This is a genomic window from Aliirhizobium wenxiniae, assembly GCF_019511445.1.
GTDB classification, from domain to species: Bacteria; Pseudomonadota; Alphaproteobacteria; order Rhizobiales; family Rhizobiaceae; genus Neorhizobium; species Neorhizobium wenxiniae_A.
Window position 1 is genome coordinate 44606 of record NZ_JAEUAN010000029.1, and the last position, 24176, is coordinate 68781.

Annotated in this window: 23 protein-coding genes and 2 pseudogenes; 13 read left to right on the plus strand and 12 right to left on the minus strand. The window is 55.6% G+C overall.

The features are described 5' to 3' along the window. Positions 1-2: 2 nt before the first annotated feature. Entirely contained in the window at positions 3-503 is a 501-nt protein-coding gene (locus tag JNB91_RS26745; RefSeq protein ID WP_220328520.1) for a sigma-70 family RNA polymerase sigma factor, read from the minus strand. 173 nt (positions 504-676) lie between these two features. Here JNB91_RS26745 and JNB91_RS26750 point away from each other — a divergent pair, with 173 nt between their 5' ends. The 4 genes from JNB91_RS26750 (at position 677) to JNB91_RS26765 (ending at position 3911) form a co-directional block, all read left to right on the plus strand. Continuing rightward, the gene (locus JNB91_RS26750; protein WP_220328521.1) at positions 677-1507 is read left to right on the plus strand and encodes a GAF domain-containing protein; all 831 of its coding nucleotides are present in this window, start codon (positions 677-679) and stop codon (positions 1505-1507) included. Between the two features lie 21 nt (positions 1508-1528). After that, a complete protein-coding gene (locus JNB91_RS26755; protein WP_220328522.1) occupies positions 1529-2365 on the plus strand; it encodes a GAF domain-containing protein in 837 nt (278 codons plus the stop codon). Positions 2366-2896: 531 nt separating this feature from the next. Then, positions 2897-3613, plus strand: coding sequence for a Crp/Fnr family transcriptional regulator (locus tag JNB91_RS26760; RefSeq protein WP_220328556.1), 717 nt, complete (start codon positions 2897-2899; stop codon positions 3611-3613). A 52-nt stretch (positions 3614-3665) separates the two neighbouring features. Further along, positions 3666-3911, plus strand: a complete 246-nt coding sequence (locus JNB91_RS26765; RefSeq protein ID WP_220328523.1) for a DUF6894 family protein — start codon at positions 3666-3668, stop codon at positions 3909-3911. A 2-nt stretch (positions 3912-3913) separates the two neighbouring features. On the opposite strand, the gene JNB91_RS26770 is transcribed toward JNB91_RS26765, so the two are convergent. The 4 genes and pseudogenes from JNB91_RS26770 to JNB91_RS26785 form a co-directional block, all read right to left on the minus strand. Next, positions 3914-4627, minus strand: coding sequence for a Crp/Fnr family transcriptional regulator (locus tag JNB91_RS26770; RefSeq protein ID WP_220328524.1), 714 nt, complete (start codon positions 4625-4627; stop codon positions 3914-3916). Between the two features lie 684 nt (positions 4628-5311). Then, complete coding sequence (locus JNB91_RS26775) at positions 5312-5749, minus strand: BLUF domain-containing protein (protein WP_220328525.1); 438 nt, start codon at positions 5747-5749, stop codon at positions 5312-5314. Between the two features lie 2 nt (positions 5750-5751). Next, entirely contained in the window at positions 5752-7383 is a 1632-nt protein-coding gene (locus JNB91_RS26780; protein ID WP_220328526.1) for a putative bifunctional diguanylate cyclase/phosphodiesterase, read from the minus strand. 249 nt (positions 7384-7632) lie between these two features. Next, positions 7633-8414 (minus strand): annotated as a pseudogene (locus JNB91_RS26785) (IS5 family transposase). Between the two features lie 238 nt (positions 8415-8652). Here JNB91_RS26785 and JNB91_RS26790 point away from each other — a divergent pair. After that, entirely contained in the window at positions 8653-8865 is a 213-nt protein-coding gene (locus tag JNB91_RS26790; protein WP_220328527.1) for a hypothetical protein, read from the plus strand. Between the two features lie 237 nt (positions 8866-9102). On the opposite strand, the gene JNB91_RS26795 is transcribed toward JNB91_RS26790, so the two are convergent. The 4 genes and pseudogenes from JNB91_RS26795 to amyA form a co-directional block, all read right to left on the minus strand. Then, complete coding sequence (locus tag JNB91_RS26795; RefSeq protein WP_220328528.1) at positions 9103-9462, minus strand: response regulator; 360 nt, start codon at positions 9460-9462, stop codon at positions 9103-9105. Next, on the minus strand, positions 9462-10922 hold the full coding sequence (locus JNB91_RS26800; RefSeq protein ID WP_220328529.1) for a sensor histidine kinase: 1461 nt from the start codon (positions 10920-10922) through the stop codon (positions 9462-9464). Before JNB91_RS26800 ends, JNB91_RS26795 begins: the two co-directional genes overlap by 1 nt. A 625-nt stretch (positions 10923-11547) precedes the next feature. Further along, positions 11548-13416, minus strand: a pseudogene (malQ, locus tag JNB91_RS26805) (4-alpha-glucanotransferase); the annotation flags it as partial. Positions 13417-13537: 121 nt separating this feature from the next. Continuing rightward, positions 13538-15022, minus strand: a complete 1485-nt coding sequence (gene amyA / locus JNB91_RS26810; protein ID WP_220328530.1) for an alpha-amylase — start codon at positions 15020-15022, stop codon at positions 13538-13540. Positions 15023-15673: 651 nt separating this feature from the next. On the opposite strand from amyA, the gene JNB91_RS26815 reads away from it, so the two are divergent. Next, positions 15674-18679, plus strand: coding sequence for a DEAD/DEAH box helicase (locus JNB91_RS26815; protein WP_223218406.1), 3006 nt, complete (start codon positions 15674-15676; stop codon positions 18677-18679). Between the two features lie 266 nt (positions 18680-18945). Here JNB91_RS26815 and JNB91_RS26820 read toward each other — a convergent pair whose 3' ends face one another. Beyond that, positions 18946-19329, minus strand: coding sequence for a glycine zipper domain-containing protein (locus JNB91_RS26820; RefSeq protein WP_220328531.1), 384 nt, complete (start codon positions 19327-19329; stop codon positions 18946-18948). A 245-nt stretch (positions 19330-19574) separates the two neighbouring features. Between JNB91_RS26820 and JNB91_RS26825 the strand changes: the two genes are divergently transcribed. The 7 genes from JNB91_RS26825 (at position 19575) to JNB91_RS31265 (ending at position 22824) form a co-directional block, all read left to right on the plus strand. Continuing rightward, positions 19575-20024: a DUF892 family protein gene (locus tag JNB91_RS26825; RefSeq protein ID WP_220328532.1), complete on the plus strand. Its 450-nt coding sequence runs from the start codon at positions 19575-19577 to the stop codon at positions 20022-20024. Between the two features lie 162 nt (positions 20025-20186). Further along, positions 20187-20789 carry an alpha/beta hydrolase gene (locus JNB91_RS26830; RefSeq protein ID WP_220328533.1) on the plus strand — a complete coding sequence of 201 codons (603 nt, stop codon included), beginning with the start codon at positions 20187-20189 and terminating at the stop codon, positions 20787-20789. Positions 20790-20810: 21 nt separating this feature from the next. Then, entirely contained in the window at positions 20811-21443 is a 633-nt protein-coding gene (locus tag JNB91_RS26835) for a hypothetical protein (protein ID WP_220328534.1), read from the plus strand. Beyond that, on the plus strand, positions 21430-21879 hold the full coding sequence (locus JNB91_RS26840) for a GNAT family N-acetyltransferase (RefSeq protein ID WP_220328535.1): 450 nt from the start codon (positions 21430-21432) through the stop codon (positions 21877-21879). The genes JNB91_RS26835 and JNB91_RS26840 overlap by 14 nt, the downstream gene beginning before the upstream one ends. Positions 21880-21958: 79 nt before the next feature. Continuing rightward, entirely contained in the window at positions 21959-22171 is a 213-nt protein-coding gene (locus JNB91_RS26845) for a hypervirulence associated TUDOR domain-containing protein (protein ID WP_220328536.1), read from the plus strand. Between the two features lie 27 nt (positions 22172-22198). Continuing rightward, a complete protein-coding gene (locus tag JNB91_RS26850) occupies positions 22199-22597 on the plus strand; it encodes a GFA family protein (RefSeq protein WP_220328537.1) in 399 nt (132 codons plus the stop codon). 98 nt (positions 22598-22695) lie between these two features. After that, a complete protein-coding gene (locus JNB91_RS31265) occupies positions 22696-22824 on the plus strand; it encodes a hypothetical protein (RefSeq protein WP_262928033.1) in 129 nt (42 codons plus the stop codon). A 32-nt stretch (positions 22825-22856) separates the two neighbouring features. Here JNB91_RS31265 and JNB91_RS26855 read toward each other — a convergent pair whose 3' ends face one another. After that, positions 22857-23387: a GXWXG domain-containing protein gene (locus JNB91_RS26855; RefSeq protein WP_220328538.1), complete on the minus strand. Its 531-nt coding sequence runs from the start codon at positions 23385-23387 to the stop codon at positions 22857-22859. Further along, positions 23384-24169: an exodeoxyribonuclease III gene (xth, locus tag JNB91_RS26860; RefSeq protein ID WP_220328539.1), complete on the minus strand. Its 786-nt coding sequence runs from the start codon at positions 24167-24169 to the stop codon at positions 23384-23386. The genes JNB91_RS26855 and xth overlap by 4 nt, the downstream gene beginning before the upstream one ends. Between the last annotated feature and the right edge of the window lie 7 nt (positions 24170-24176).

The following is a 24176-nucleotide window of genomic DNA, read 5'->3' on the forward strand; positions in this document are numbered from 1 at the left end:
GTTTATTCGCCATTTATCGTTGTCCAGAGGTGAAACCTGGCACGATTGACGCGGCTCTTCATCGTGCCAAGTGCACAACCGCATTTCTGCGCAGCATCTTCGTAACTCATGCAATCGATGAAGATCATTTCTATCGCGGTTCGATGATGGTCCGACAATTCGGATATTGCCTGTTCCAGCTCGTGCCCGCGAAGGTTCCATTCCTGTGTCGGAGGCACAGCGACCTGTAGGGCTGTGTCATCGGCAAGACCCACGTCTTCGCGCTTGGTCAATCCGAACTTAGTGCAAAATGTGTTGCGCATGATCGTGAAAAGCCAGGACCTCAATTGCGTACCACGCTGGAACTTGTCCGCGTTGGCAATAGCCTTGAGAGATGTCTCTTGAACGAGATCATCGACGTCCGATGGAGAGGAATGGAACCGGCGGGCGAAGTTTCGCAAAGCCGGAAGGTGCTCGAGAAGTTCGTATTCGGTGAAGCCTGTGTGTTCGCTGCATGTTGCCATGACATCCTCCCGTCAGACTGCGAAACAGCCGCAGCAGTCGATCGTTCCGAGAATCTTGGTGTTTTTCGGCGGACGGTACGCTTGCGTACCGAGCTGATCTCGATGCTGAACAGACGCGCTGGTCGCGCGGCATCCAAGGAAACAGAGCCGGTGCCAGGCTGACCGAAACGGACTTGGTCTATCCTTGCGCGCAAACGGCGCTATCTATCTTAGAGCTACAACTATTTGTACCAGTTCGTTTTCTGGTCCATGGAGTGCGATGGATGAGTGATCAAGCCAGGATCATAGATCGCCAAGGCGTTCTGTCCCGCTTCGGCGACTTCGTCCTCGACCATGACGACCTCGACGAGATCCTCAACGAAGGATGTCGGCTGGTCGCCTCAGCACTTGGCGCCGATCTCGCCAAGGTCATTGAAATCGATCGCCAGGACGGCACAGGTTTCGTGCGAGCAGGCTTCGGCTGGAATGACGGAATTGTCGGCGAAGCGCGAATAGAGCTCGGAGGCCGATCCTCCGAGGCCTACGCAATCGAAAAAACCACGCCCGTGATCAGCAACGACATTGCCAGCGAAGATCGCTTCACATTTCCGTCCTTCCTCAAAGACCATGGCGTAGTCGCGCTCATCAACGTACCCATTTTGCTGCCTGGACGCGTTCCCTACGGCATTTTGCAGGTGGACGCCCGCGAAGCGCGTGAGTTTGACCAGCAGGACATCGAGTTTCTCAAGACCTACGCGATGGTCCTTGGTCCCGTCATCGATCGCCTCAAAACTGTCGCTGAGCTCCGCGTATCAGACGAGAGGTTGAGACTTCTCGTCGACAACGCACGAGCCTACGTCCTGATCATCAGTGACCGTGATGGTCGTGTAACCGATTGGTTGGGTGGATCGGAAGAAATCCTCGGGTGGTCCGCCCACGAAGCTATCGGTCAGAATGCAGATATGATTTTTAACGAGGCCGATCGTGCGGCGGGTGTTCCCGAGCGCGAGTTGTCGACTGCCTGAGAAAAAGGCTCGGTAGCGGACGTGCGGTGGCATCGTCGGAAGGATGGAACGCCGGTATTTCTGGATGGACAGACCATTGCCCTGCGCGAGCGATCCGGAAAACTGCGCGGCTACTATAAGATTGGACAAGACCACACCGACCGGCAGCGAAACGACGAGCGCCAGTCGTTTCTTTCTGACCTATCGGATGAACTGCGGCCGCTTAATTCCATCCGGGACATCGCGGATCGTGCAGCCCAACGTCTCGCCGCCTATCTCGACGTCAGCCGTGTCATTTATGGTCGGGTTCGAGATGACATGCTTGAGGTCCTGCTTGACCGAACCAATCATGTCCCGTCCATCGTCGGCAAGCATTCACTCGCGTCGCTCGGCCCGGTCTTTCTGTCGGCTTATCGCTCAGGCGCTATCGTCAAAGCGTCAGATGTTGCAGAAGAGGAAAGCCTGTCATCAATAGCTCGTGCAAGCCTGTTGGGGCGCCAGATCGCAGCTTTCGTCGATCTTGTTGTGGATGATAGAGTTGGCACCTCATTTTTAGGAGTTCAAAACTCCACGCCACGCGCCTGGACGTCTGCGGAAGTGAACCTTCTCCGTGAAGTCGGCGATCGGGTCCGGTCGGAGATTGAAGAGCAGGGGCAGAACAGGCTCGGCAGGAAAGCGAAGCCCGATTGCAGCGGTTTGGTGAGGCATCCTCGAATGCTCCTTCCGGCTCGAAGACTTCGGAAACACATTGGTTGCCTGCATCCCTTTCGGAGACAAATACGGTCGACGAGCTCGCGGAGCAGCGAGATTAAGCTCGCTTATCGCCAGATGGTGAACAACACGGAAGATGGCGCGATCGACGGATGGTCCATCGAGTAACGAAGGGTCATCCGTCAGCACCAGGATCGTACGCTCGACCAGTCGCCGGCGAAATTCACGGTCCGGTGAGTACCGCGCTGCCCAAGGGTCAATCAGGGCGCGCAGATCAGCTCGGGTCGCGGTAATGCTTGCGGAGTGAGGCATGGCCGCTCCTACTGGTCAGCAGGCAAGAGAACATAGTAACCCTTAGGCGCCACCGCCTACATGCTCTCGGGTGACGATCGCTCTACACTACTCAAATAACATACGATGTCCATCATGCGCCGCGGCGAAGCCAATTTCTCACGAGTAGATCGCGCGCCATGTGGAGGCAGTATGTCGGTGCGCGCGCATTTGTTACCAGGGGCCACGTCCCTCTCAGGCGCTATCAAGCTTGACAGTCGGCGTGATCCAGCTCCCAGGAAGGCCGTTATGGGTTGTTGCAGCTAGCAGTCAGGTGTATCGTCTTGGCATCGTCTGCAGACTGGCAAAAGGGCACGGACGACTAAGGGTTTCCATGTGCTCTTGCCCCAAAAAGCCGGAGGCGAGTTCATAATCTCTTCTCACCAACCAACCACTCGAAACAAGCTATTAGCTCTGCTTCCTCAGCAGGATTTTGAGCGTATTGCTAAGGAACTCGAGTATATCGAGCTCCCCAGAGGAACGACACTCGCTCGGATCGGTGAACCTATCGAGCAAGTATACTTTCTTACGTCGGGGATAGGATCGCTCGTTACGACAATGCCTGACGGCCGACGAGCCGAGGCGGGAATCTTCGGGTTCGATGGCTACATTCCGACAACCGCGATCGCTGAAGTCGAAACTAGCTCCCATGATGTCTGGATGCAAGTCGCTGGCGATGCTTACCGAATGGAGTACCGCAGCTTCCGCGCCGCCATGGACACGAAGAATTTTTCCAAGCTGGTGATCCGTTGCATTGAGGCTTTCTCGGTCCAACTGTCTCACACAGCAGTTTCCAACGCAGTCCATGACGTCAACCATCGGCTCGCGCGATGGCTGCTCATGTGTCATGACCGCGTTACCGGCAATGAAATCGAACTGACGCACGATTTTATTGCAACAATGCTGGCCGTGCGACGGCCGAGTGTGACCACGTCGCTGCACATCTTAGAGGGCCATGGCTTTATCAAGGCCGAACGTGGTTTGATTACGATCAGGAACAGGGTAGCGCTTGAAGAGTTTGCTCAGGACGCATACGGAAAACCGGAATCCGAATACCGGCGTCTTATGAAGGACCTTTTTCAGTGACAGTGTCCCACCGTGCCAAGATTGGCGAGAGCTTTGGACTGATGCGAACGCGATGAGCCGATATTTTTTTAACCTGCGTCGGGATGTAGAAACTGTCTCGGATGTCGAGGGTGAGGAGTTTCAAGACATTGACGCCGCACGGTTGAGCGCGATCAACGCGGTGCGTGAGATGGCGGCCGCATTGATCAAGAGCGGGCAAAATGTTCCAGACGAGCATATGGACATATCGGATGATTACGGCAATCTGAGGTTCAGCGTTTCCTTTCACGACGTCGTCCAAAATCACCTGAAAAAGTGAGATCAGAAAGAGCCGATCAAGGTGCGATATTCTTCCTCGGCCTCCCCATATGCGCTGCCAGCGAAATCCTCCAGACCCTTTCGATCGCGAATAGTGATCCTGCCGCGCTCTGCGAATACGAGTTTCATGCCCTCGAGTATGTGGAATGCATTGGTTATGCTCGGCCGGCGGACGGCCAGCATGGATGAAACGAAGTCGTGAGTCAGTCCGATTTCGTTACCGGTAACGCGGTCATGGCACATGAGCAGCCAGCGGGCGAGGCGCTGGTCTACCTGATAGTTGGCGTTGCAAAGCGCCGTGTAGGAGATTTGCGTCGCAAAGGTCTGGATAAAGCGTGCGAGCAGATTGGAGAATGCAGGTTTGTCACCAAGAGTGCTCTTCATCGCATCCAGCGGAATCCTGTATGCGTCTCCGGGCATCTGTATCAGCACCTCGTGGATGCTAATGGATCCGCCTACACCTGCCGATGTCGGACAGAAACCTTCGCGTCCCACCATACCGGCCTCCGCACGCTGACCGTCCTTTGCTGCGGTCACGACTGAGCCAATACCACTGCAAAGGAAGTAGATGTGGTCTATCGGAGCATTTGCGTTCGCGATGATCTCTCCGCGAGCGAGAGGGACGAACTCCCAAATTCTGGAAAGGTCCTCGAACTCGGTTGCTGGCAACAGGGAGAGAAGTCGATTTCGGGAGGCGGGATGGTCCGAGACGTTCATGGCTTTCAACGGCGGGCGCGAGCCGCAGCCCACGGCCGCCAAGCCCTGAGCTATTTCAAACGGTTGGTGCGTCTATAACACCCCGCGTATTCGACGGATTTTATGTACGCTGGCATACCTTCATCCAACGCAGCCTAGACTCTGCTAAACTCGGCTTTTCCGTCTAAATTCTCTTGCGATGTCGAAGCGTAAAGGACTGAGGGTACATGGTCTTGAAGAGCGGCAACTGTTTGCGCTGGAGATCCTCAATCAGGCAAGCCTCGACAATTTCGTCATTCGGTCGTCATGCTCAGCGGCCGAACGGATGCGATCAGTCCCAGTTTGCAGTCATGGCGCATTGAGCGCTCAAGTTGCTCATCTTGCTAAATAGGACTTGTGACCTCGTAGCTTAACAGAAAACCTCCGGCTCCCCCGAGCTTTGAGCTTTCATCCTGATCGAGCTACACTGCTGATTTCAAAAAGCAGCTCATGGGATCGACCATCCAAGTAGTTGAATCCAAACCCTTTTCAAAGAAAGGGACGAAGATGCGCATCCATTCAAGAGCAGAGGAAAATTACTGATCGACGAAGCAGTCGCTGCGCGTACCAAAGCGCATCGGGCTGATGAAGGGTGGAGTATCGACCGAGACGATGGAGCTGAACCGCGTTTTTATCCCTCAAGAGCTCCCCATAAGCATGCACAGCTCAGGCAGCCTCCTCCTCAATCGCCAGCTCTCTCAGCAACGAATTGATTTCATCGCCGGTCAGCCGCGAGGGGTCGAAACCACTGGAGGAGCCGATATCGGCAAAACGCTCTGCATGTATTTTGGACGTCCCGATGAAGCCCATTGCCCAGTTCGGGAAGGATCGGTGTTCGATCGGGTTCAAAGCGAGCAGTGACACGTCGCCGTGACGCTCGTCTTGCTGGATCCGCTCGAACGCAGCTTCGACTGTGTCGAGCGGACCTTCAAGCACCTGGGCGAAGCAACCCGCATTGAACAAGAGCGCGCCGGTAATTTCGTCACGTTGGTTGTTCAGCCGACTCTTTGCTAGAATCTGATCGACATTGGCGGCAAACGTTGTTTCGTCAGAGGCGATATAGTTGCGGCTGTAGTAAACCAGACTGTAGATGCTGCTAGCCATCGTTAAAGCTTCTCTGTCTGGAGATCATTCTGCCTCAGGAAATCAGGAATCTGATGCGTGCTCATTGGCCGACCTGTGAGGTAGCCCTGCACATGCGTGCAGCGCTCACCGCGGATCCGAGCTAGTTGTTCTGCCGTCTCAACGCCTTCAGCCGTGATCGCCATTCCCAGACTTCTGCCCAGGCTCGCGATCGATCGCAGGATCGCTTCACTATCCGTACTGTGACCAGCAACGAACGACCGATCGATCTTGATTTTGTTAAAGGGGAACTTCTGCAGATAGCTCAGTGACGAGTAGCCGGTGCCAAAATCATCCATCGAAATCTTGACACCAAGATTGCGCAGGGCATTGAGCGTCTGGACAACTTTTTCTGTATCGTCGAGCAGCGCCCCTTCGGTTATCTCAATCTCTAGCCGGTGGGCTGGCAGTCCAGAGCGCTCAAGGGCGGCTGCAACCGTTTCGAGCAGGGTGTCGGACTTGAATTGAAGGGGCGAGACATTGACCGCAACGACCATGTCTTCGGGCCAGGACAACGCTTCCATACATGCTGCTCGGATTACCCACTCCCCGATCTTGACGATCAGGCCGTTTTCTTCCGCAAGAGGGATGAAGGAGAGGGGCGGTATATTGCCCTTCTTGGGATGCTCCCACCGCAGCAGAGCCTCGAACCCGTCCACCTTGTTTGTGGTGACATCGAGAAATGGCTGATAGTGTAGCTTGAACTGCTTCAAAGCGAGAGCTCGGCGCAGATCGATCTCCATTTCGCGACGGTTGAGGAGAAGAGCATCCATTCCGCTCTCGAATGTGCGGTAACGACCGCGCCCCGCCCTTTTGGCCTCATACAATGCCAGGTCCCCGTTCCGAAGGAGGTCGCGCGCTTGTATTCCAGCAGAGCTGAGGGCTACGCCGACGCTGGCACCTATGTTGATGGTGTGACCATTGATGACATATGTGCGGCCGACGAGGTCGACAATGCGAGAGGCTAACGTCTCGGCTGCTGCTTCATCGTTGACATCATTCTGTAAAACGACGAACTCGTCGCCGCCGAGGCGAGCAACAATATCACCCTTGCGACAGGCGGACGTCAGACGGTTAGCAACCTTTTGCAAGAGAAGGTCGCCTACCGCATGTCCAAGCATATCGTTCACCATCTTGAAGCGATCCAGATCGAGACAATGGATGGCGACAAAAGAAGAAGGCGCTTTAACGCTCAAGGCGCATGAAAGGTGCGACAGCAAAGCGTTGCGTTTGGCGAGGCCTGTCAGATCGTCCATGTCGCTTGGCATGCTAGTGATTGAGGCCTGGAGGGAAGGCCGCAAATCGATAAGGAACCGTCCATTGCCCAACGCGGCAAAAGCCGCCTCGAAGGCTACCTCGTTCCATGAAACAAGCACTGAGGAAAGAGCCCCGGGCATGCTGATAAGGCCGGACATGAAGCCCGGAAATAGCTCGTGCACGTCTCTTCCAATCACCGTGCCCAACAAAACTTCGGTGGATGGGTTGGCGTAGAGGACGATTCCGTCCGAGCCTACGAAAATGACAGGGCGCGGCAAGAGCTCAAGAATTTTCTCATAGCTCGGCATGCTGGATGGATCAGCTTCGGTCTTGTGCAGAAATGAAGTTACCGCGTTCATAATGTCCTACCGGTGCAAGTTGGCCAGAAACTAAGCCACAGAGATTACTCAACAATGGCTCCGGCGCCACCGGTGGGTTTGTTTTGCGCGAGACAGTTATTGATTGCTGAACAGGGACATCGCCGGCAGCGGGAACGCGGCTTTCCTCGACCATTGCGACGCCATGCCGAGTCGATGTTTCGAACTCATCTCTTGGATAAGCGCGTAGACTTCCTTTGTGGAATCCGCGTATCGAAGTCGCGAGGACGCCTAGGTCCTGTTGACAAAGTGTGGCAGCCATATTTTTGCGGCAGCCAGGGCGAGGAATGCTGAGAAGGATTTTCGGGTTTTTTCGTATCGGGTCGCAACGCGACGGAACTGCTTGAGGCGGTTGAACATCCGCTCGATACGGTTCCGGTCCTTGTAAGCCCGGAAGTCGCAGGCAGGCGGGTTCTTTCGGTTGGCCTTTGGCGGAATGACCGGCCTGATGCCGTGGATCAGAAGTTCCTCGCGCAGGAAATCACCGTCGTAGCCTTTGTCGGCAAGGAACAGCCTCGGCTTGCCGACAGGTATCGCCAGCAGGTCCCGAACGGCGTTGTAGTCCGAAGCCTCGCCACCCGTCAGAATGAAGCCAAGAGGGCGTCCTTGACCGTCTGCGCGGGCGTGGATTTTTGTCGTAAAGCCGCCGCGTGATCGACCAAAAGCCTCCTGATAAGTCCCCCTTTAGCGCCCGCAGCCTGAGAGTGGCCGCGAACCGTGGTGCTGTCGATCATGTGCTGCCAGTCATCCGTCAGCCCCAATTCGACGAAGGTTTCAAGCAAAGCGTCCCAAACGCCTTGTTCTGCCCAACGGCGGAAGCGCACATAGACCGAATTCCACTTGCCGTAGCGCTCATGCATGTCGCGCCAGGGGCATCCCACCCGAAGAACATGCAGCATCCCGTTCAGGTATCGTCGATTGTCGTGCGAGGGCCGGGACTTCCTACCGCGTTCGGTGGGCAACAGCCCCCCGATGATCCGCCATTCCATATCCGTGAGGTCGCCGCGAGCCAAAACCGCCTCCTAAAAGCCAGTCTTGAATCACGGTTCCACTGATCCGGGAATCCACTTTGTCAACAGGACCTAAGGGGATAGTGAGGCAAGTATGGCAGCATTTTAATTCTCCAAACCTCGTGCTCAACCATGAGGGCCGCAGCGCCGGACCAACCCTAACTGCGACCAATGCGACTTGTGCCTGCCAGGCACTGAGTCCGCCAGCTGCTTTTAATAGCGCGCCGGCATATGCACGCAAATGCGGCGCTTCGGTTACCAGCGGATTGCACTCACGACGCGGGTCTTTCGTCGCGTTGGGGATGAACATCACATCTTCCTCAAGCAAGGCATGCGCGCATATCGCACATTCGAGCGGCATCGAACGAACACCAAGCCCTACTTCGACCTCGAAGAATTGTCGGGTTGTATCGATCAGGTTGACGACGGCAATCGGTGCGCCACAGATGTCTGAGGCTAGCTCGTCAAAGTCTGTTTGTTTGGGAGTATCCAGAACGCCGTGGGCGTGAAGAGCCGCCGAGCGCTCACTCTCAATCCAAGGGCCTGGTCGGTTGTTGAAACTTGTCCACGCGCGCGATGCTCATGTTTGATTTCTCGATATACGTTTTGCGAAGCTCAACGAATTCTCTTGTGGCGAATATAGGCTCGGCACATGAAACAACACATTCTGGTGCGATACCGTACAGGAGGGCTACATAACGCCGAGCGCTTTCAGGGTGTGTGCCACGACTTCCTCGGTTACGGGTTTGGATAGAAATCTTGCCTTGGCGGGCAATGCACCTTGCGACGGTGAGTATCGACCAGAAATCACGGCGATTGCGCAGTCGGGGCGGATTTCCGCCACATGTCGCGCTAGCTCAAGCCCATTCATGGATCCCGGCATATCGATATCTGTCACCAAGGCATGGATCAGAGGGGTCTGCTCCAGAATCTCGATTGCCTCATCTGCATTGCCGGCCTCCAGAATCGCGAAACCCTGATCGGCCAACGTATCGGCAAGATCCATTCGAATAAGCCCGTCGTCTTCGACGACAAGAATGGTGGTGCTCATCAATGCTCCCTCTGAAAGGTTTCCAGATCAGCAGTGATGAAGCATCTAAGCCCGTCTGGTTCGTAGACCATCTTCACGTTGCTGTTGATGGTGCCATTCAGGCCAGCCGAGATAAGCCGCGTTCCCGATCCCTGCTTCGATGGATTGGTGATCGGCGGTCCGCCGACCTCTTGCCATTCCATCTCGAACCGATCTTTCGCGTTTCCAGCGACCCGCCAACTGATATCGATGCTGCCTTCAGGTGACGAGAGCGCACCGTACTTCAGCGCGTTTGTCGCCAGCTCATGCAAAATCAGCGACACCGACAACGCCGGGCGCGAGCCAACTTTGAGATTTGGGCCAACTATACGAATCCGCGGCTGGGCGGGATCGTCGTGCAGAATGATCATTTGATCTACGAGTTGTCGGACGGTCGAGGCACCCCGACCTCCTTCGAGGATAGTGTCGTGAGCGTCGCTCAAAACGGAAATGCGCTCGGATAGTCGTTTACGGGCCGTCGAGATATCCGGTGCATTTCGCAAGGTCTGAAATGCGATAGCTTGAACCATGGCGAGCTGGTTCTTCAGCCGATGGCCAAGTTCGTGGGAAAGTAATTCTTGTCGTGCCTCTTCAGCGCGCAGTTCAGTCACATCGCGGGCCTGAACGAGAATGCCGTTAATGGCACCCGCGTCGTTTCGCATGGGCTGATAGACGAGATCGATCAGCCGCCGCTGCATTTCCCCATCTGGACCACGGTTGAGCTCGATCGGTAAAGCCCGGGCGACAAAAGCTTCACCTGTGCGGTATACGCTATCCAAGATGCCGATGAATCCCTGCCGCACGACTTCGGAGACAGCCTCTGCGACAGTTTTGCCGATGATGTCGCGGCTAGCGCCAATCATCGAGTAATATTCTTCATTTGCATATTCGAACCTATGCTCAGGACCCGCCAGCATCGCGATCCCACCCGGGCTAAGTTCGAAGACCTGCATGAACCGGTCTCTCAGAGTCTTTTCCGCTCGGCGGGTCATCACCTCAGTCGTTATCTCTGTGCAGGCGCAAAACATTCCGAGCACGGTGCCCCAGGGATCTCGGACCGGCGTATATGAAAACGCGAAATGGGTCTCCTCGGGATAGCCATTTCGATACATCGTGAACTGGATGTCATCCATCGATGTGCCTTCACCGCGATAGGCAGCAGTGATGATAGGCTCAACATCTTCCCAAATATCGTGCCAGAGCGATTGGAAGGACTGGCCGAAGGCATCCGGATGTCGGTTCCCACACATGGCCGCATAGCCATCGTTGTACAGAGTTACCTGAGACGGCCCCCAAACCATGAGCATCGGCTGCAGGGAACCTAGCATGACGTTGGTAAGTGTCTTCAGCTCGACACTCCATTGATCCATCTTCCCCAAGGGTGAGGTGGACCAGTCGTGATCTCGAAAGAGCCGGCGGCAATCCGGGTTGGCAAGCGGCATACATTTTACCCGTCGAAGTTTGGTTGCCTGCCAATAACTCCAATCAGACTGAAAGGTCGCTGATGGCTGCGATTTTTTGTTGATTTAAGAACATAGGCTGCGGATCGGTCTTTGGTAGAGGTCGATCATAGACAAGATCGGCCAACGGTAAGCAAGTTATCAAATGTTCCCGCCTGCAGGTGATGGAGTTCCACGAAAATGGATCTGCGTGGGTGCGGCTGCGCGAGGTATGAGGCTGCATATAACTGTTTTCGCGAGTATCGACGCTCGCTTGTCATCCGAACTTTCTCTCGATCCACGTGACGACCCTGAGCGTCGGACGTTGCAGCCATTTGCTATCCTGCGCAAGGATCATCAAACCAAGCGGGACCATCCAGAAACCAAGGATGGGAAGAAACCCGATGAATCCGCATAATACAAGCAGGATGCCCGCGATCATGCGGACCCATCGCAGGTCCGGTTTTCGCATCCATCGGACAATACGCGCGAGGGGGCGCGGCATTTTCGCGGCATATTTCTCCACAACTGCTTCGAGCCGCTGGGCATCCGTCGTGTTGCTCTCTTCGCGTCGGTTTTCGGAAGCGTGGCGCTGTCCCGCGGTATCGACGCTTTCCAGACGAAGCTTTCTGCCTTCGTTCACTACAGACGCTATCGCAGTGAGTGAAGACGACCCGGGCAGGCTCTCGCTAGTTACAGAAATCTTTGGCCTCCAATTTGGGTAGCTGCGGCCACTTGTGCCCGGGACGTTGGTCGGTCGCTGTTCGTCGGTCAAATCAGCCAGACGCACAGCAACAAGCTTGCTCGGGGTCCTGGCGATAAACCGATGCGCCCTGATGGTCAGGTCGTGTAAGGCAGCCTCAGTCGCGTTTTCTTCGATATTGTCAGCCCGCACGTCGCCAATCGCCTCGGTTAGTTGTCGCCTCTGGCGCCGGCGCTCAGCCTGATGCTGCTCTGTCAGATTCGGTGAAACGATGCCGTACTCTGCCCGCAGCGCGATATCAGCACCACGCCACCAACCGGCCAACGTCTGATGGTCATGAGTCGAGATGCAGGCAAGTGCGAGTACTGGATAGTCAGCGGCCGGCTTGAAGCCATTGTCATCGCGCTCATAGGACAAAATCCGGTAGGATAGGATCTTTGCTGCCGCGAGGTCGTCCTGAAGGCCATCGGGCAGCAAGCCGAGATCTTCGCCGATGACGATGCAGCGATGTCGCGCGGACGTATCCGCCAGGATCCTGATCAAATCTTCCTGCGGATAGCGGACATAACCGCCTTCGGCCGGCGATCCGTCGATCGGAACCAGGAACAGCCGTCGGATCGCCGCGGCGTGGTCGATCCTGATTGCCCCTGCATATCGCATGGAAGCGGTAACCATCCGTTCGAATGGGGAGTTTTCACCGGCGGCGATAAGCGAAGGCTGGAACCCCGCGAGATGCCAGTCCTGCCCACTTGGAGCAAATGGGTCCGGTGGGCTGCCAATCGTCGCCTCATTGAGATAGACGCCGCGCTCACTCCACGTGGCCGAACCGTCGAGCGCCTCGCCCACCGCGAGGTCAAGGTACAAGCCGATCCGCAGACCGGCGGCTCGGGCATGATTTGCCGCGTCCTGAAGTTGGCGATGGGTGACCCACTGCAGCCAGATATGAAATCGAACGTCGTCGTCATGATCCTCGGCGAAGGAATGAACCGCCGTTGATCCGGGATCCCGAAATTCGTCTGGCCATGCCTGCCAGCCAGCCGCGTACCCGTTCTCGACCATACGCGCCGATAGTGCTTCGAAGAGTGCGTGACGTCTAAGAGGCTCGCCGCCGTTGTGGACGAAGGATCGAAACTCGGCCAGATCGCCGTCGTCGCTGTGATCGAGCGCGGAGCGCTCCCATAACGAACGCAGAGCTGCAAGCTTGGTAGACGCGACCGCCTCATAGGCAACCAGATCGGTAGCACGCAGGGCGGCAATTTCCTGCCGTAGTTCCGGATCTGACTGGAAGCCCGGTAACTTATCGACCGCAATATAGAGCGGGTTGAGGAACAGGCGACTGGACGGCTCATAGGGGCTGCAGCGTCCGGCATCAGCAAGAAAAGGTGCGTGAAGTGGGTTCAATCCGATGAAATCACCGCCGACCGATGCGACCAAATCGATCATGACCCGAAGATCGTTGAAATCGCCGATCCCCCAGTTCCTTGCAGAGCGCAACTCATAGAGTTGGAGACTGATACCCCATACCCGTTCGCTAGAAAGGAATTCCGGAACAAAGCAGGCGCTCGGATCTTCCGAGATATGCGCTTGCGGTTCGGATGCTTCAACCCTTGATAAGGTGTCACCGGAGATGTCCACATTCAGCGCATGCAGAAGTTTCGCCTTGGTCACCTGCGAAATCGCTATGTCCGGCCCGTCAGGCGTTGGTCGCATCGGGTCTATCCCGTGCGCCTCGACCAGGTAGTCGAGATCATTCCAACCTAAAATTGGCGAGGAGAGGTCCGGTACGCTGTTCATCTGTGTCATGGCGATTGTCCAATCGGTTCGGCACTCTAACCGCCATCCGACCTTTTCGTTTCCAGAGCCACGGCCAGAACGGCTACAATCTCAGTCTGCCCCGTTACGAGGCATAGGCTCGTCACATTACTTTGTTGTCGATCCAGACGCTGACGCTACCGCTATTTGTCGGGAAACTCGCCTTGCCATCGTCACCGACAACGATCTCAGCATGGTGATGACCAAGGACGTCGACATAGGTCTTGCCAGCGTAGGCCGCACCAAGATCAGCAAGTTTCTCGCCCCCTTCGCCATTCGACATCACAACCACGCAACCGGGCGCGTCCTGGGCGCCGTGGCGGATAAAGCCGATGCAATGCGGATCGTCGAAGAGATCCGTCTGTGGGCCATTAGCAAAGCGCTTCCTTGCGTTAATGAGCGCTGGCAGGCATCCGATTGCCGGCATATCGACTGAGCGAGGTTCGCCGTCCTTGTCGTCCGTGTAGCTGGCTCCGTAAAGGTCCGGGTAGAATACGCAAGGCACGCCCTGTTCTCGCAACAGGATTAGCGCATATGCGAGTGGCTTGAACCAGGGTTCGACGGCGGCTTCAAGCGACTGGAGCGGCTGGGTGTCATGATTTTCAACGATCGTCACAGAGTGATTGGGATGCACGGACACGAGCGATCCGTCGAAAATCGTCCGCATGTCGAAAGAGGCGCCGGCTTTCGACGCCTCATGGAAGCGATGATGGAGAGCGACGTCGAATACGGTCAGTTGATGGTCAACCAGGTCGAGATAGCTCTTCAGCGTGCCCATGTCCGGATGCCAGTATTCAGCAACGACGAACATATCTTCTTTCACTGCCTGGCGCATATGCCCGACCCAGTCACGAAAGAACCAAGCAGGAATGTGCTTGGCGGCGTCGAGGCGAAAGCCGTCAACACGGACCTGTTCCGACAGCCAACGGCCCCAATACTTGAGTTCCTCGTAGACGGCCTTGTTGCGGAACTCGACATCGGCGCCCATCAGATAGTCGAAGTTGCCGAGTTCGTCGTCGACCTCGGCGTTCCATTCGCCTTCACCATACTCGTTGACGAGCCGGAAAACACCGCTTTCATCGGGGTTTTCGATGACGTCGACGCCGCTGAAGCATTTCTGGTCCCAGATGAATTTCGAGTGCGTGCCGTCGCGTCCCGGAAAGGTGAAGCGTGTATAGGCGAGCGCCTCGAACACGTCATCTTCGATCTGATTGCGATCGTCGGGATGAACGCGGCGAACGTGGACCGTCTCTTTTTCGTCGGCTCCCATTTTGTGATTGAAGACGACGTCATGGATCGCGCCTATGTTGTTCTCATTCAGCGCCCGGCAGGCATGTTCGAGCGCGGCTTTGTCACCATACTTGGTTGCGACCGTTCCCTTTTGCTCGAATTCGCCGAGGTCGAACAAATCGTAGGTGTCATAACCAACGGAGAAGCCGCCAGCCGACCCTTTGTAGGCCGGTGGCAACCAGACATCTGTAATGCCCATTGACGCAAGGCTTTTTGCCTTCTCTGCCAATTCCTTCCATAAACCGCCTCCGTCTGAGGTGTACCAATGGAAAAACTGAAGCAGAGTGCGTTGAGACATCGGGGACCTCGTTGAAATGGCGCCCGTTAACGGTCATAGCTATCTTTTGTTTCGTCTCAATCACGGCGCGACCATTTATTCTTCGTAGGGCACCATTCTTCGCGCCATCTCTCGCTCACAGGGCGAGCTTTTTGGTCGAAATTTTTTCTCGACCCATTCGTTATCGACATACGCGGCTGTCGGCGAACAGTTTGCCAGCTTTATCCGCCGGTAAAATGGTTCTGATTGAATAGGTCTCGTTACCTTGGCATACCAAACGGACTGCTTGGCGAAGGGTGACCTTCGAATGCTAGCGGAACAAGCGCTCGCTTTCTTTGTTTGCGCAAAACGGCAAATCGCCGTGCCATCAGGCGGAGTCCTCAGTTGCGCGTCATCGACTGCGAAGTCAAAAATCTCACACAGTCATCTTCTCACAGTGCTGAAAGGCCGATTATCAGGCAGCCAGCTCCCTTCGTTGCGACACGTCTCGATGATTGGCTCAAATGTGTGGGCACATCGCTTTGCTACGTCGCTCTCAGCGAGAGCTCTGCTGAACGCCTCATGAGATCGGTCCGATGCCTGTGTCCCACTGTCGACGTGGTTCACCTGCCGCCATGGGATTGCCTGCCTTATGATCGTGTCCCTCCCTCGAGGCAGTGCATGGGAAGGCGGATGGATGCTTTGCGGGTCTGGAGCGAGAGCTCCGATCGGCCCAAGTTGCTTATCACGTCGCTAGACGCAGCACTTCAGCGGGTCCCTCCCTCGCCAGTCATCAAAAGCAGCCGCTACGAGCTACAGGTCGGCGAGCAGTTCGACCGGGAAGCTTTCGAGATGTTCGTGCGCTCGACGGGTTATGCGCTCGAAGGCGTTGCTGATGAACCGGGTGAGCTCGCGATCCGTGACGAAGTTATCGACATTTTTCCCGCGGGAGGTGCATTTCCGATGCGGATCCTGCTCTCGGAGGAAGGTTCCGTCACTGAACTCAGATCATACAACCCGGAGACACAGAGGACAGACACAGTTCTTGAATCGATCGTCTTTGGTCCTGCGTCGGAGGCGATCCCAACCGACAGTAGAGCGGAAGATGGCTCTCCGGCTGACCGCATTGAGCGGTCTCTCCTGCGCCTATACGACGTGATGCCTTCAGTTTTTGACATTATTGGGCAGTGCCCTATCGTTTTCGAACCGGGATGGAACGAACGTGTTGAGGAATATTTTGATCTTATTGACGATGCCCGTCAAACGCTGGAGAAAATCGGCGGTGTGGAGGATGCGGGTCGTCGTTCTATCTATCTCGAACGTGTGGAGTGGATCGGGCAGCTCCAGGCCTTGTCGCAAGCCAACCTCGATCTGTCCGGCGGCAATGCGATCGACGTGGGGGCAAATTCCGATGACCTGCGCAGGAAACGTGTCGAACTCTGCGCGAAGGGCATGCAGAACGGCTGCAAGGTCGTGGTTGTGGGACGCGGTCGCCCACTAGAGGCGCTTTGCCGGCGGATCGCGAAGGCGGCAGGGCAGAACTCCTCAGTCGTAGCCGGATGGGAGGAGGTCCTCAGGGCCAAATCGGGATCCTTTCTAAAGCTCGAGGGCGATTTACAAGATGGCTTTGTCGACGCTATTCAGGACGTCATCCTGATCACAGCCGGAAATGATGAAACAGCATCCGTTGCGAACGTGCCGATACTGGCCGAACCAGAGATGCAGATCGGGGACGTGGTTGTTCATGAAGATCATGGTGTCGGACTGCTAGCTGGTCTTGAACGGATCGACGTCGAAGCGTCTGTACGGGACGCGGCCCGGCTGGAATACCATAACGGCGCGTCTCTTCTTTTACCGACCGAGGAGTTCGGTAAACTCTGGCGGTATGGATCCGATCCGGACGCCGTAAAGCTGGATCGCCTTCATACGGATGCTTGGGACAAGAAAAAGGCCCAGATCGCAAAGGATATGGGCTCTGCTGCACGCCATCTCCTGAAAACAGCGAAGGGTCGGCGTACGGCATGCGCCGAGACCTTCGTCCCGCCTCGGGCAGCCTATACGCAGTTCGTGCGCCGCTTCCCCTATATCGAGACGGTCGACCAGACGGTGGCAATCAAGGCCGTCCTGTCTGATCTCGCTTCTGGCAAAGTGATGAATAGGCTGATCTGCGGCGACGTCGGCTTCGGCAAAACCGAAATCGCGTTGCGGGCCGCTGCCGCCGTGGCACACGCCGGCGGCCAGGTCGTCATCATCGCACCAACGACCGTACTCGCGCGGCAGCATTTTATGACTCTCGAACGGCGTTTCGCGGAAACTGGTGTTGCCGTGGCGATGCTCTCCCGTCTCGTCAGTTCACGTGAGGCGAAGCGGGTGAAAGCCGGACTTGCCGATGGCGAGATCGGCATTGTCGTTGCGACACAGGCGATCCTGGCAAAAGACGTCATCTTCGCTCGCCTCGGGCTTTTGATCGTTGACGAAGAGCACCGGTTTGGTTTCAGGGAAAAGCAAGCGATGAGTGCGTTAGCATCCTCGCTCCATACGTTGACGATGTCGGCAACGCCCATTCCTCGCACGCTGCAATCTGCGATGGTTGGTATCCAGGATGTCAACGTGTTGCGTACAGCACCGTCCAAACGTCGACCGGTCCGAACATTTCTCACAACTTTCGATCGTGCAGCTATGCGATCAGCATTGATGCGAGAGTTTCGCAGAGGCGGTCAGAGTTTCCTTGTTGTTCCGCGCATTGAGGACATTGATGAAATCGAGGCGATCTTTTCGAGACTTGTTCCAGAATTGAAAGTTCGAATTGCGCACGGCAAGATGCCCGCAGCGGAGATAGACGAAGCTATTGTCGGCTTTTCAGATGGCAATGGTGACATTCTGCTTTCAACGAATATCATCGAAAATGGCATCGATGTCCCGCGTGCAAATACCATATTTATTTGGCGCGCTGACCTATTTGGGCTCTCTCAGCTTCATCAGTTGCGTGGACGCGTCGGGAGGGGGAGAGCGCAGGGTTTCGCGTATTTCCTGACCGGGGAGGACGGCGAGACGAGCGAAGCAACACATGCTCGGTTGTCGACCTTGGTCGAGCAGGATCGTCTAGGGTCTGGGCTCGCCATCAGCATGCGTGATCTTGACTTGCGCGGTGGAGGCGATGTCGTTGGTGATAATCAGAGCGGGCACGTGAGAGCAATTGGGATAGGCCTGTACCAGAACCTGCTTGAGAGGGCATTGAATTGTATTCGCAAAGAAAAAGCCAGAATTGCTGACCGTGCTGTCGTCAATGTCGGCGCAACTGGTTCTATTCCTAAGGACTACGTATCGGATGCCGCAGTCCGGCTCAATCTTCATGCCAGGTTGCTGCGCGCGTTGTCCGTAAAGGAAATTGATGGCCTCGAGGAGGAGTTTGAAGATAGGTTCGGCGAACTCCCCGAAGAGGTCTCGATACTGTTGCGTCTGCACCGGCTACAGATTGCTGCAGGCCGCCTTGGCATGTCAAAATTGGATGCGGGCCCGAAGGCACTAGCGGTCGCCTTTACCTCGGGAACCCCGCCAAAAGTTATCGCCACCTTGGTAGAGAAAACGGGCACGATTCTGCGCGAGGGCCGTTTAATTATCGAGCAATCGACAGCGACGGGCTTAGAGCGTCTCGCATTCTTCGAAGGATTTCTTAAGCGGATGTCGAGATGTGATTAGACACATGGGTGATGATCAGCAAACTCTCACTAGCAGATCATGGAAGATTTTCTGGCCGCGCATTACAGGCTGCGCACATTTCGATGGCGTCGAGGCTGCTCAGCGATGCACCTTCAGTGACGACACGCTCGCTCGGTCACTCGAAAATCGCTCTCAAGTCGAGGCGGTCGCCGCTCGCTATGACAAGGCAGATAAGTGAATAAGGTAGCGAGAGCAAATCGGCCACCCACGTCGGCAATGGGCGGCCTTATTGATGATATTGTCAGTTACCGGGTAATCCCGACGATGAAGCCAACTGCGGCAGCAATCCCAACAGCCTGCCAGGGATTACGTCGGATACTATCTCTGATGTTGTCGGCCGCTCGATACTGCAGGCTTTCTGCCTCGTCCCTGAGTGCAGCGAGATGCTCACGCGGCTCAACATAGGGATCATCTCGATGGTTAAGTATCGACTCAAGAGCTTGGTCGACACGCGGCGCATCGGACTTCGCTTCCAGCCCAGTTCCTGAAGGGATAGCCGTTGTGGTGGCAGACACTGGGTCGGACGCTGGAAACGTCTCCGCCAGTCCTTCATCCAGAGCACTAGCAGATCTTTGCAGTGCCTGTTCACGCTCCAGCCCGTTAACCGCAGGTGATTTCTCATTCGCCATTTCGACCTCCTCAAATCCTTGGCACACTTCATGTTCAATACCTGTGCCGCCGCGAGATCCAGTTTTGTATGCACTCCGCTGGAGGGATCCAATTGCCGGTTACGCGGCGGCGCTAATAGAACCCTTCTGAAAGGCTCGGGTTGCTGAGACGAGCCGATCGTACGATTCCGTACGGTGATCCTCACGTATGGAACGTGCTGAGCCATCAAGTCTTTCCCTTGCCTCGTTGGAAAAGGGAGAAAACAATGGTCACCATGGTTGGTAATGAGAGCGATTTCGGAAAACTCGTGAAGGATCTGATCTACCTCGAACACGATGCTATCGCAGCTTACGAATCCACGATGAAACGCCTCGACGACAAAACGCTGAGCGCAAAGGTGGCCGAATTCCACCAAGACCATCTACAGCACCTGACGACTCTGCGCGAGATCGCTGTCGAGGCTGGCGTAGAGGCTCCGGATGAAGGCGACATGAAGCAGATGCTGACAACCGGCAAGATTGCGCTCGCGGACATGTTCGGCGACAAGACCATCCTTAAGGCAATGAAGACAAACGAAGACGACACAGTCACCGCTTACGAGCGTGCCTCGCAGAATGAGGAAGCCACGCCGGAAACCAAGGCGTTCTTCATGAAGGCCCATCAGGACGAGGTCCGTCACCGCGCCTGGTTCGAAACGACGGCCGCACGGCTCTGATTTGTAATCTGGAGCTTGAACCATCATCTTGGGTTCAAGCCCGTGATTGATGACGAGACGGCGTGACGAAAGCTGCGCCGCTTCTATCGGGTCGAAGAGGGCGCTCCCCGCAAAGGGTTGAGCGCCCTCTGTCTTTTGATCTCACATTGAAAGTTAGCAAGCTTGCCACCGACAACGGACCTTATCATTCTTTTCCACGGCATAAGTGCTTCAGGTGCGCAGATGATGCCACTCGCAACCACCTGGAAGAAGAGCTTACCCACAACCCGGTTCGCCACGCCAGATGCGCCGTTTCGCAAAGCCGTCGGACCTGGTCGCCTCTGGTTTCAAGTCGACGGGAATCAACTCCGGCCTGACCGCCTCGCCGAAATACGTAATGCATTCGATCGCACGGTCGCTCAGATCATCAATCGCGAGGGATACGAAGAGGCACTTGATCGAGTCGCGTTTGTCGGTGTCTCACAGGGCGCGATTGTCGCTCTCGACGCTATTGCGTCTGGCAGATGGAAAGTCGGCGCGCTAATCGGCTATTCCGGCCTTCTCCCACCCCTCCCGGTTTCTTCCGACGGTAGCGGTACACCGGTTCTTCTGGTTCACGGACAGAATGATCGAACGATCCCACCATTTGCATCTACCCTTGCCGCCTCTCTGCTCCAAGCGGCTGGCTTCGAGGTTGATCTGAAGATTGAACCGGGTGTTGGTCATACGATCTCAATGATGGGCGCACGGTTCGGCCTGGATTTTCTCCGCACACATCTAGGCTGATTTTCAAGACAGGAATTCCGAATGATAGAGCTACTGCAAGCAAGCGCACCCGTCGTCTCCGCTGCGGCCAGTATTGGGACACTTTGCATCTGGGCAGTTTACCTCCAGATCTTCGTCGGTGGGCATCGAAGACAGGTCAAACCAATGCTCGTTATCAACCACGGCGAGGGGCGGGCACTCAACGCTCATTGTCTGGTGACAAACATGAGCAGGGAGCCCGTGCACATTCAAAGCGTCGTCGCAAAGGTTATAACTGAGAACCACACCTACACCGCATACATCACAGATGCAGAGGACATCCGCCAATCAGGAATCGATACTGGCTGGCAAAGAATGACGCGCCAGGGCCCGTTACAGCCCGGGACAATGGCGGACATGGGGACTTTCGACTGCATCATCGAGTATGCTGAGGCCAGCGCGATCGAAGCGGGCGAACTTTTTACGGGCAAACTCGATTCAGTGGCAGAAAACATCGAGATTACGATCCTGGGCATCTACGGCTCTGAGGACCTACTGATCGGCGCGACGCGGAAATTCGACCTCACGAAGTCCGACAGCGGATCGGCAATTCGAGCATCCGAAGCACTCACACGCCAGATCACTCGCAGGCGGGAACGCAGGAAGTTGCTCAAGGAATTGAATGAGCAGCTATAAGGCTGTACCCCGAGCGTGCACATGGGAAGACATATATGACCACCACAAGAGAACGCCCGACGTCAACGATTACATGCGTCTCCGCAGAACAGTTGGTTTGACGCCATTTTCGAGGACAGCGGCTGATATCGGGCTTGAGGGAACTGTCTTCGCTGTGGTCGTAGTGATTAATGGTCAGGTGGTCGGAATGGGTCGATTGATCGGCGATGGCGGCTGCTTTTTCCAGGTCACCGATATTGCAGTACAGCCAGATCACCAGGGTCGCGGGCTTGGTAAGGCGATCATGACGGCAATCATGGAATATGTGAACACGACGCTACCAGAGACAGCGTATGTGAGCTTGATCGCGGACGTGCCCGCCAACACGCTCAATGAACAATTTGGTCTCAAGGAAACCGCCCCACGCTCTGTGGGTATGTCCTACATAGTGGGATAGCTCATCAGAGCGACAAGCACTTCAACGGAACCATTTGATCCTCTGAGATGTTTGCTGCCGATATCATGGAGGAGGCAGTGTGGTAAAGGATCTGAAGAAGGGCGATACCGTGGCGTGGGAAACGAGCCAAGGTGAGACGACTGGCAAAGTGATCAAGAAGCAAACCAGCCCAACGAAAATCAAGGGACACGAGGTAACGGCTTCCAAGGCAAATCCTCAGATCATTGTTGAGAGCTCTAAATCTGGAGCAAAGGCGGCGCATAGACCGAGCGCCCTCAAGGAGAAGTCTTGAGATACCGTTTCGCTGATGAGGTCCAATATGTCTCTGCGGGTAGCAAAGTGTAGGTGCGGACAGCTACGGGCAGAATGCCATGGGGAGCCGCAGAGGGTTTCGGTCTGTCATTGCCTAGAGTGCCAGCGCCGAACTGGAAGTGCCTTTGCAGTCCAAGCCCGATACGCAAAAACGGATGTAGCAGTCGAAGGAAGTTCTCGGCTGTACGAGAGGACCGGAGATAGCGGTATGTGGGCGCGTTATCATTTCTGTCCGGATTGTGGGTCAACGGTCTACTACGAGAATGAGGATACGCCTGGTGTCTATGCCATACCTGTCGGCGCATTTGCTGATCCTACATTTCCGGCACCCCAGCGCTCTATATATGAGGGCCGCATGCATCCCTGGACTGAGGTCAAAGGAGTTGCGATCCATCGAGAGCGTTGACCCCAACTCCCATTAAAAACGTACTGTAACTGCTGCGCCATTTCACACCTCGATTTAGCGGTGCTTCATATACTCCGCCATGTTTTGGGAGAGTGTGCGTGTATTACGAGTGGAATGCGAGGAAAGCTCGCCGCGTCTATATAGGTACGTTCCTGATAGCCTGGATGGCGGTGATTGCCGCATCTGCCTTACCGATCGTGATGGCCGTCAATGCCCTGACCTTCTGACTCTCCCTATACCTCAGCGGCAGAAGAGCTTGTCACCCGGGCTGTTGGACCTTCCATAGCCTGAAGAAGTATCGGCGGGGATCCCCATTAACTACCATCTTACCGTACACGATGTCGTCTGCGCGACGGAAATAATCAATTATTGGCTGCCGATCATACACCATTGATGCAGTCAGAACGCCTTCATCCATTCGCCGCTGGAGAGAGGCTGTCGTTCCCCTCGCTCTGAGCCGCGGTCGCAGATGAGAGAAGAGGTTTAAGGCGCGGGCCGTCCTTCCGAACCCAGCAAACCTCACTGCCCAGCGAATGGGGAAAAGGGCAGGCTCAATTGCGACTATCTTTCCTGGATCACCTTCGAACAAAAGTGCGTCGGCACGCATATCGGGATGAAAACGCTTCCCGAACCAGTGCAGATTTTCAAGAACTCCATCCAAAGGGTGGCCAGACAGGTGGCCTGATCCCTTCCACAAACCGATCATGTCCTCAGGATCGACGGGTTCCAGCGTGTTAAACCAGTGTGAGATCTCACTCTGCAGCGCTGACTGAAGCCGTGTGTTTCTCATGGGTTTGCATCTCCCGGGACATCTATTTCGATCACCACAGGTGCGTGGTCACTTGTATGTGGCCAACCCCGAGGCTTCTTGCGCACCGATGCAGAGTTGAGCCACGGCGCGGCAGTAGGTGACAGGAGGAAATGGTCGATCCGAAGACCCGCATCGCGCTCGAAACTGTTACGCCAGTATTTCCAAAAGGTGTAAATCCGCTCGTCGGGATGCAAATGCCGGATTGCATCTGTCCATCCCTGCTGGAGCAAGTCAGCATAAGCTTGGCGGACTTCTGGTCGGAACAACGCGTCATCGACCCATCGTTCCGGTTTGTAGACATCGAGCTCCGTCGGCATCACGTTGAAATCACCGATGAGAACGGTCGGGATATCAAGGTCCAATAGATCGGCAGCGTAGCTGTGGAGGCGGCCAAACCATTTGAGCTTGTAGTCGAATTTCGGCCCAGGGGCGGGGTTTCCGTTCGGAAGGTATAGGCAGCCCACTATGATGCCATCGACCGCAGCTTCGATATACCGACTTTGACTGTCATCTGGATCGCCTGGTAAGCCGCGGCGCGTGACGAGGGGCTCCTGGTCCCGCACCAGGATTGCGACACCGTTCCAGGACTTTTGGCCGTGCCAAGCCGCGCCGTAGCCACCACGGGCGATTTCTTTCTGCGGAAATGACGTAGACTTCAGCTCCTGAAGGCAGACTACATCCGGTTTGTCTTCTTTGAGCCACCGCAGCAGGATATCTAACCTGCCGTTGATCCCATTCACGTTGTAAGTGGCAATCTTCAATTCAATG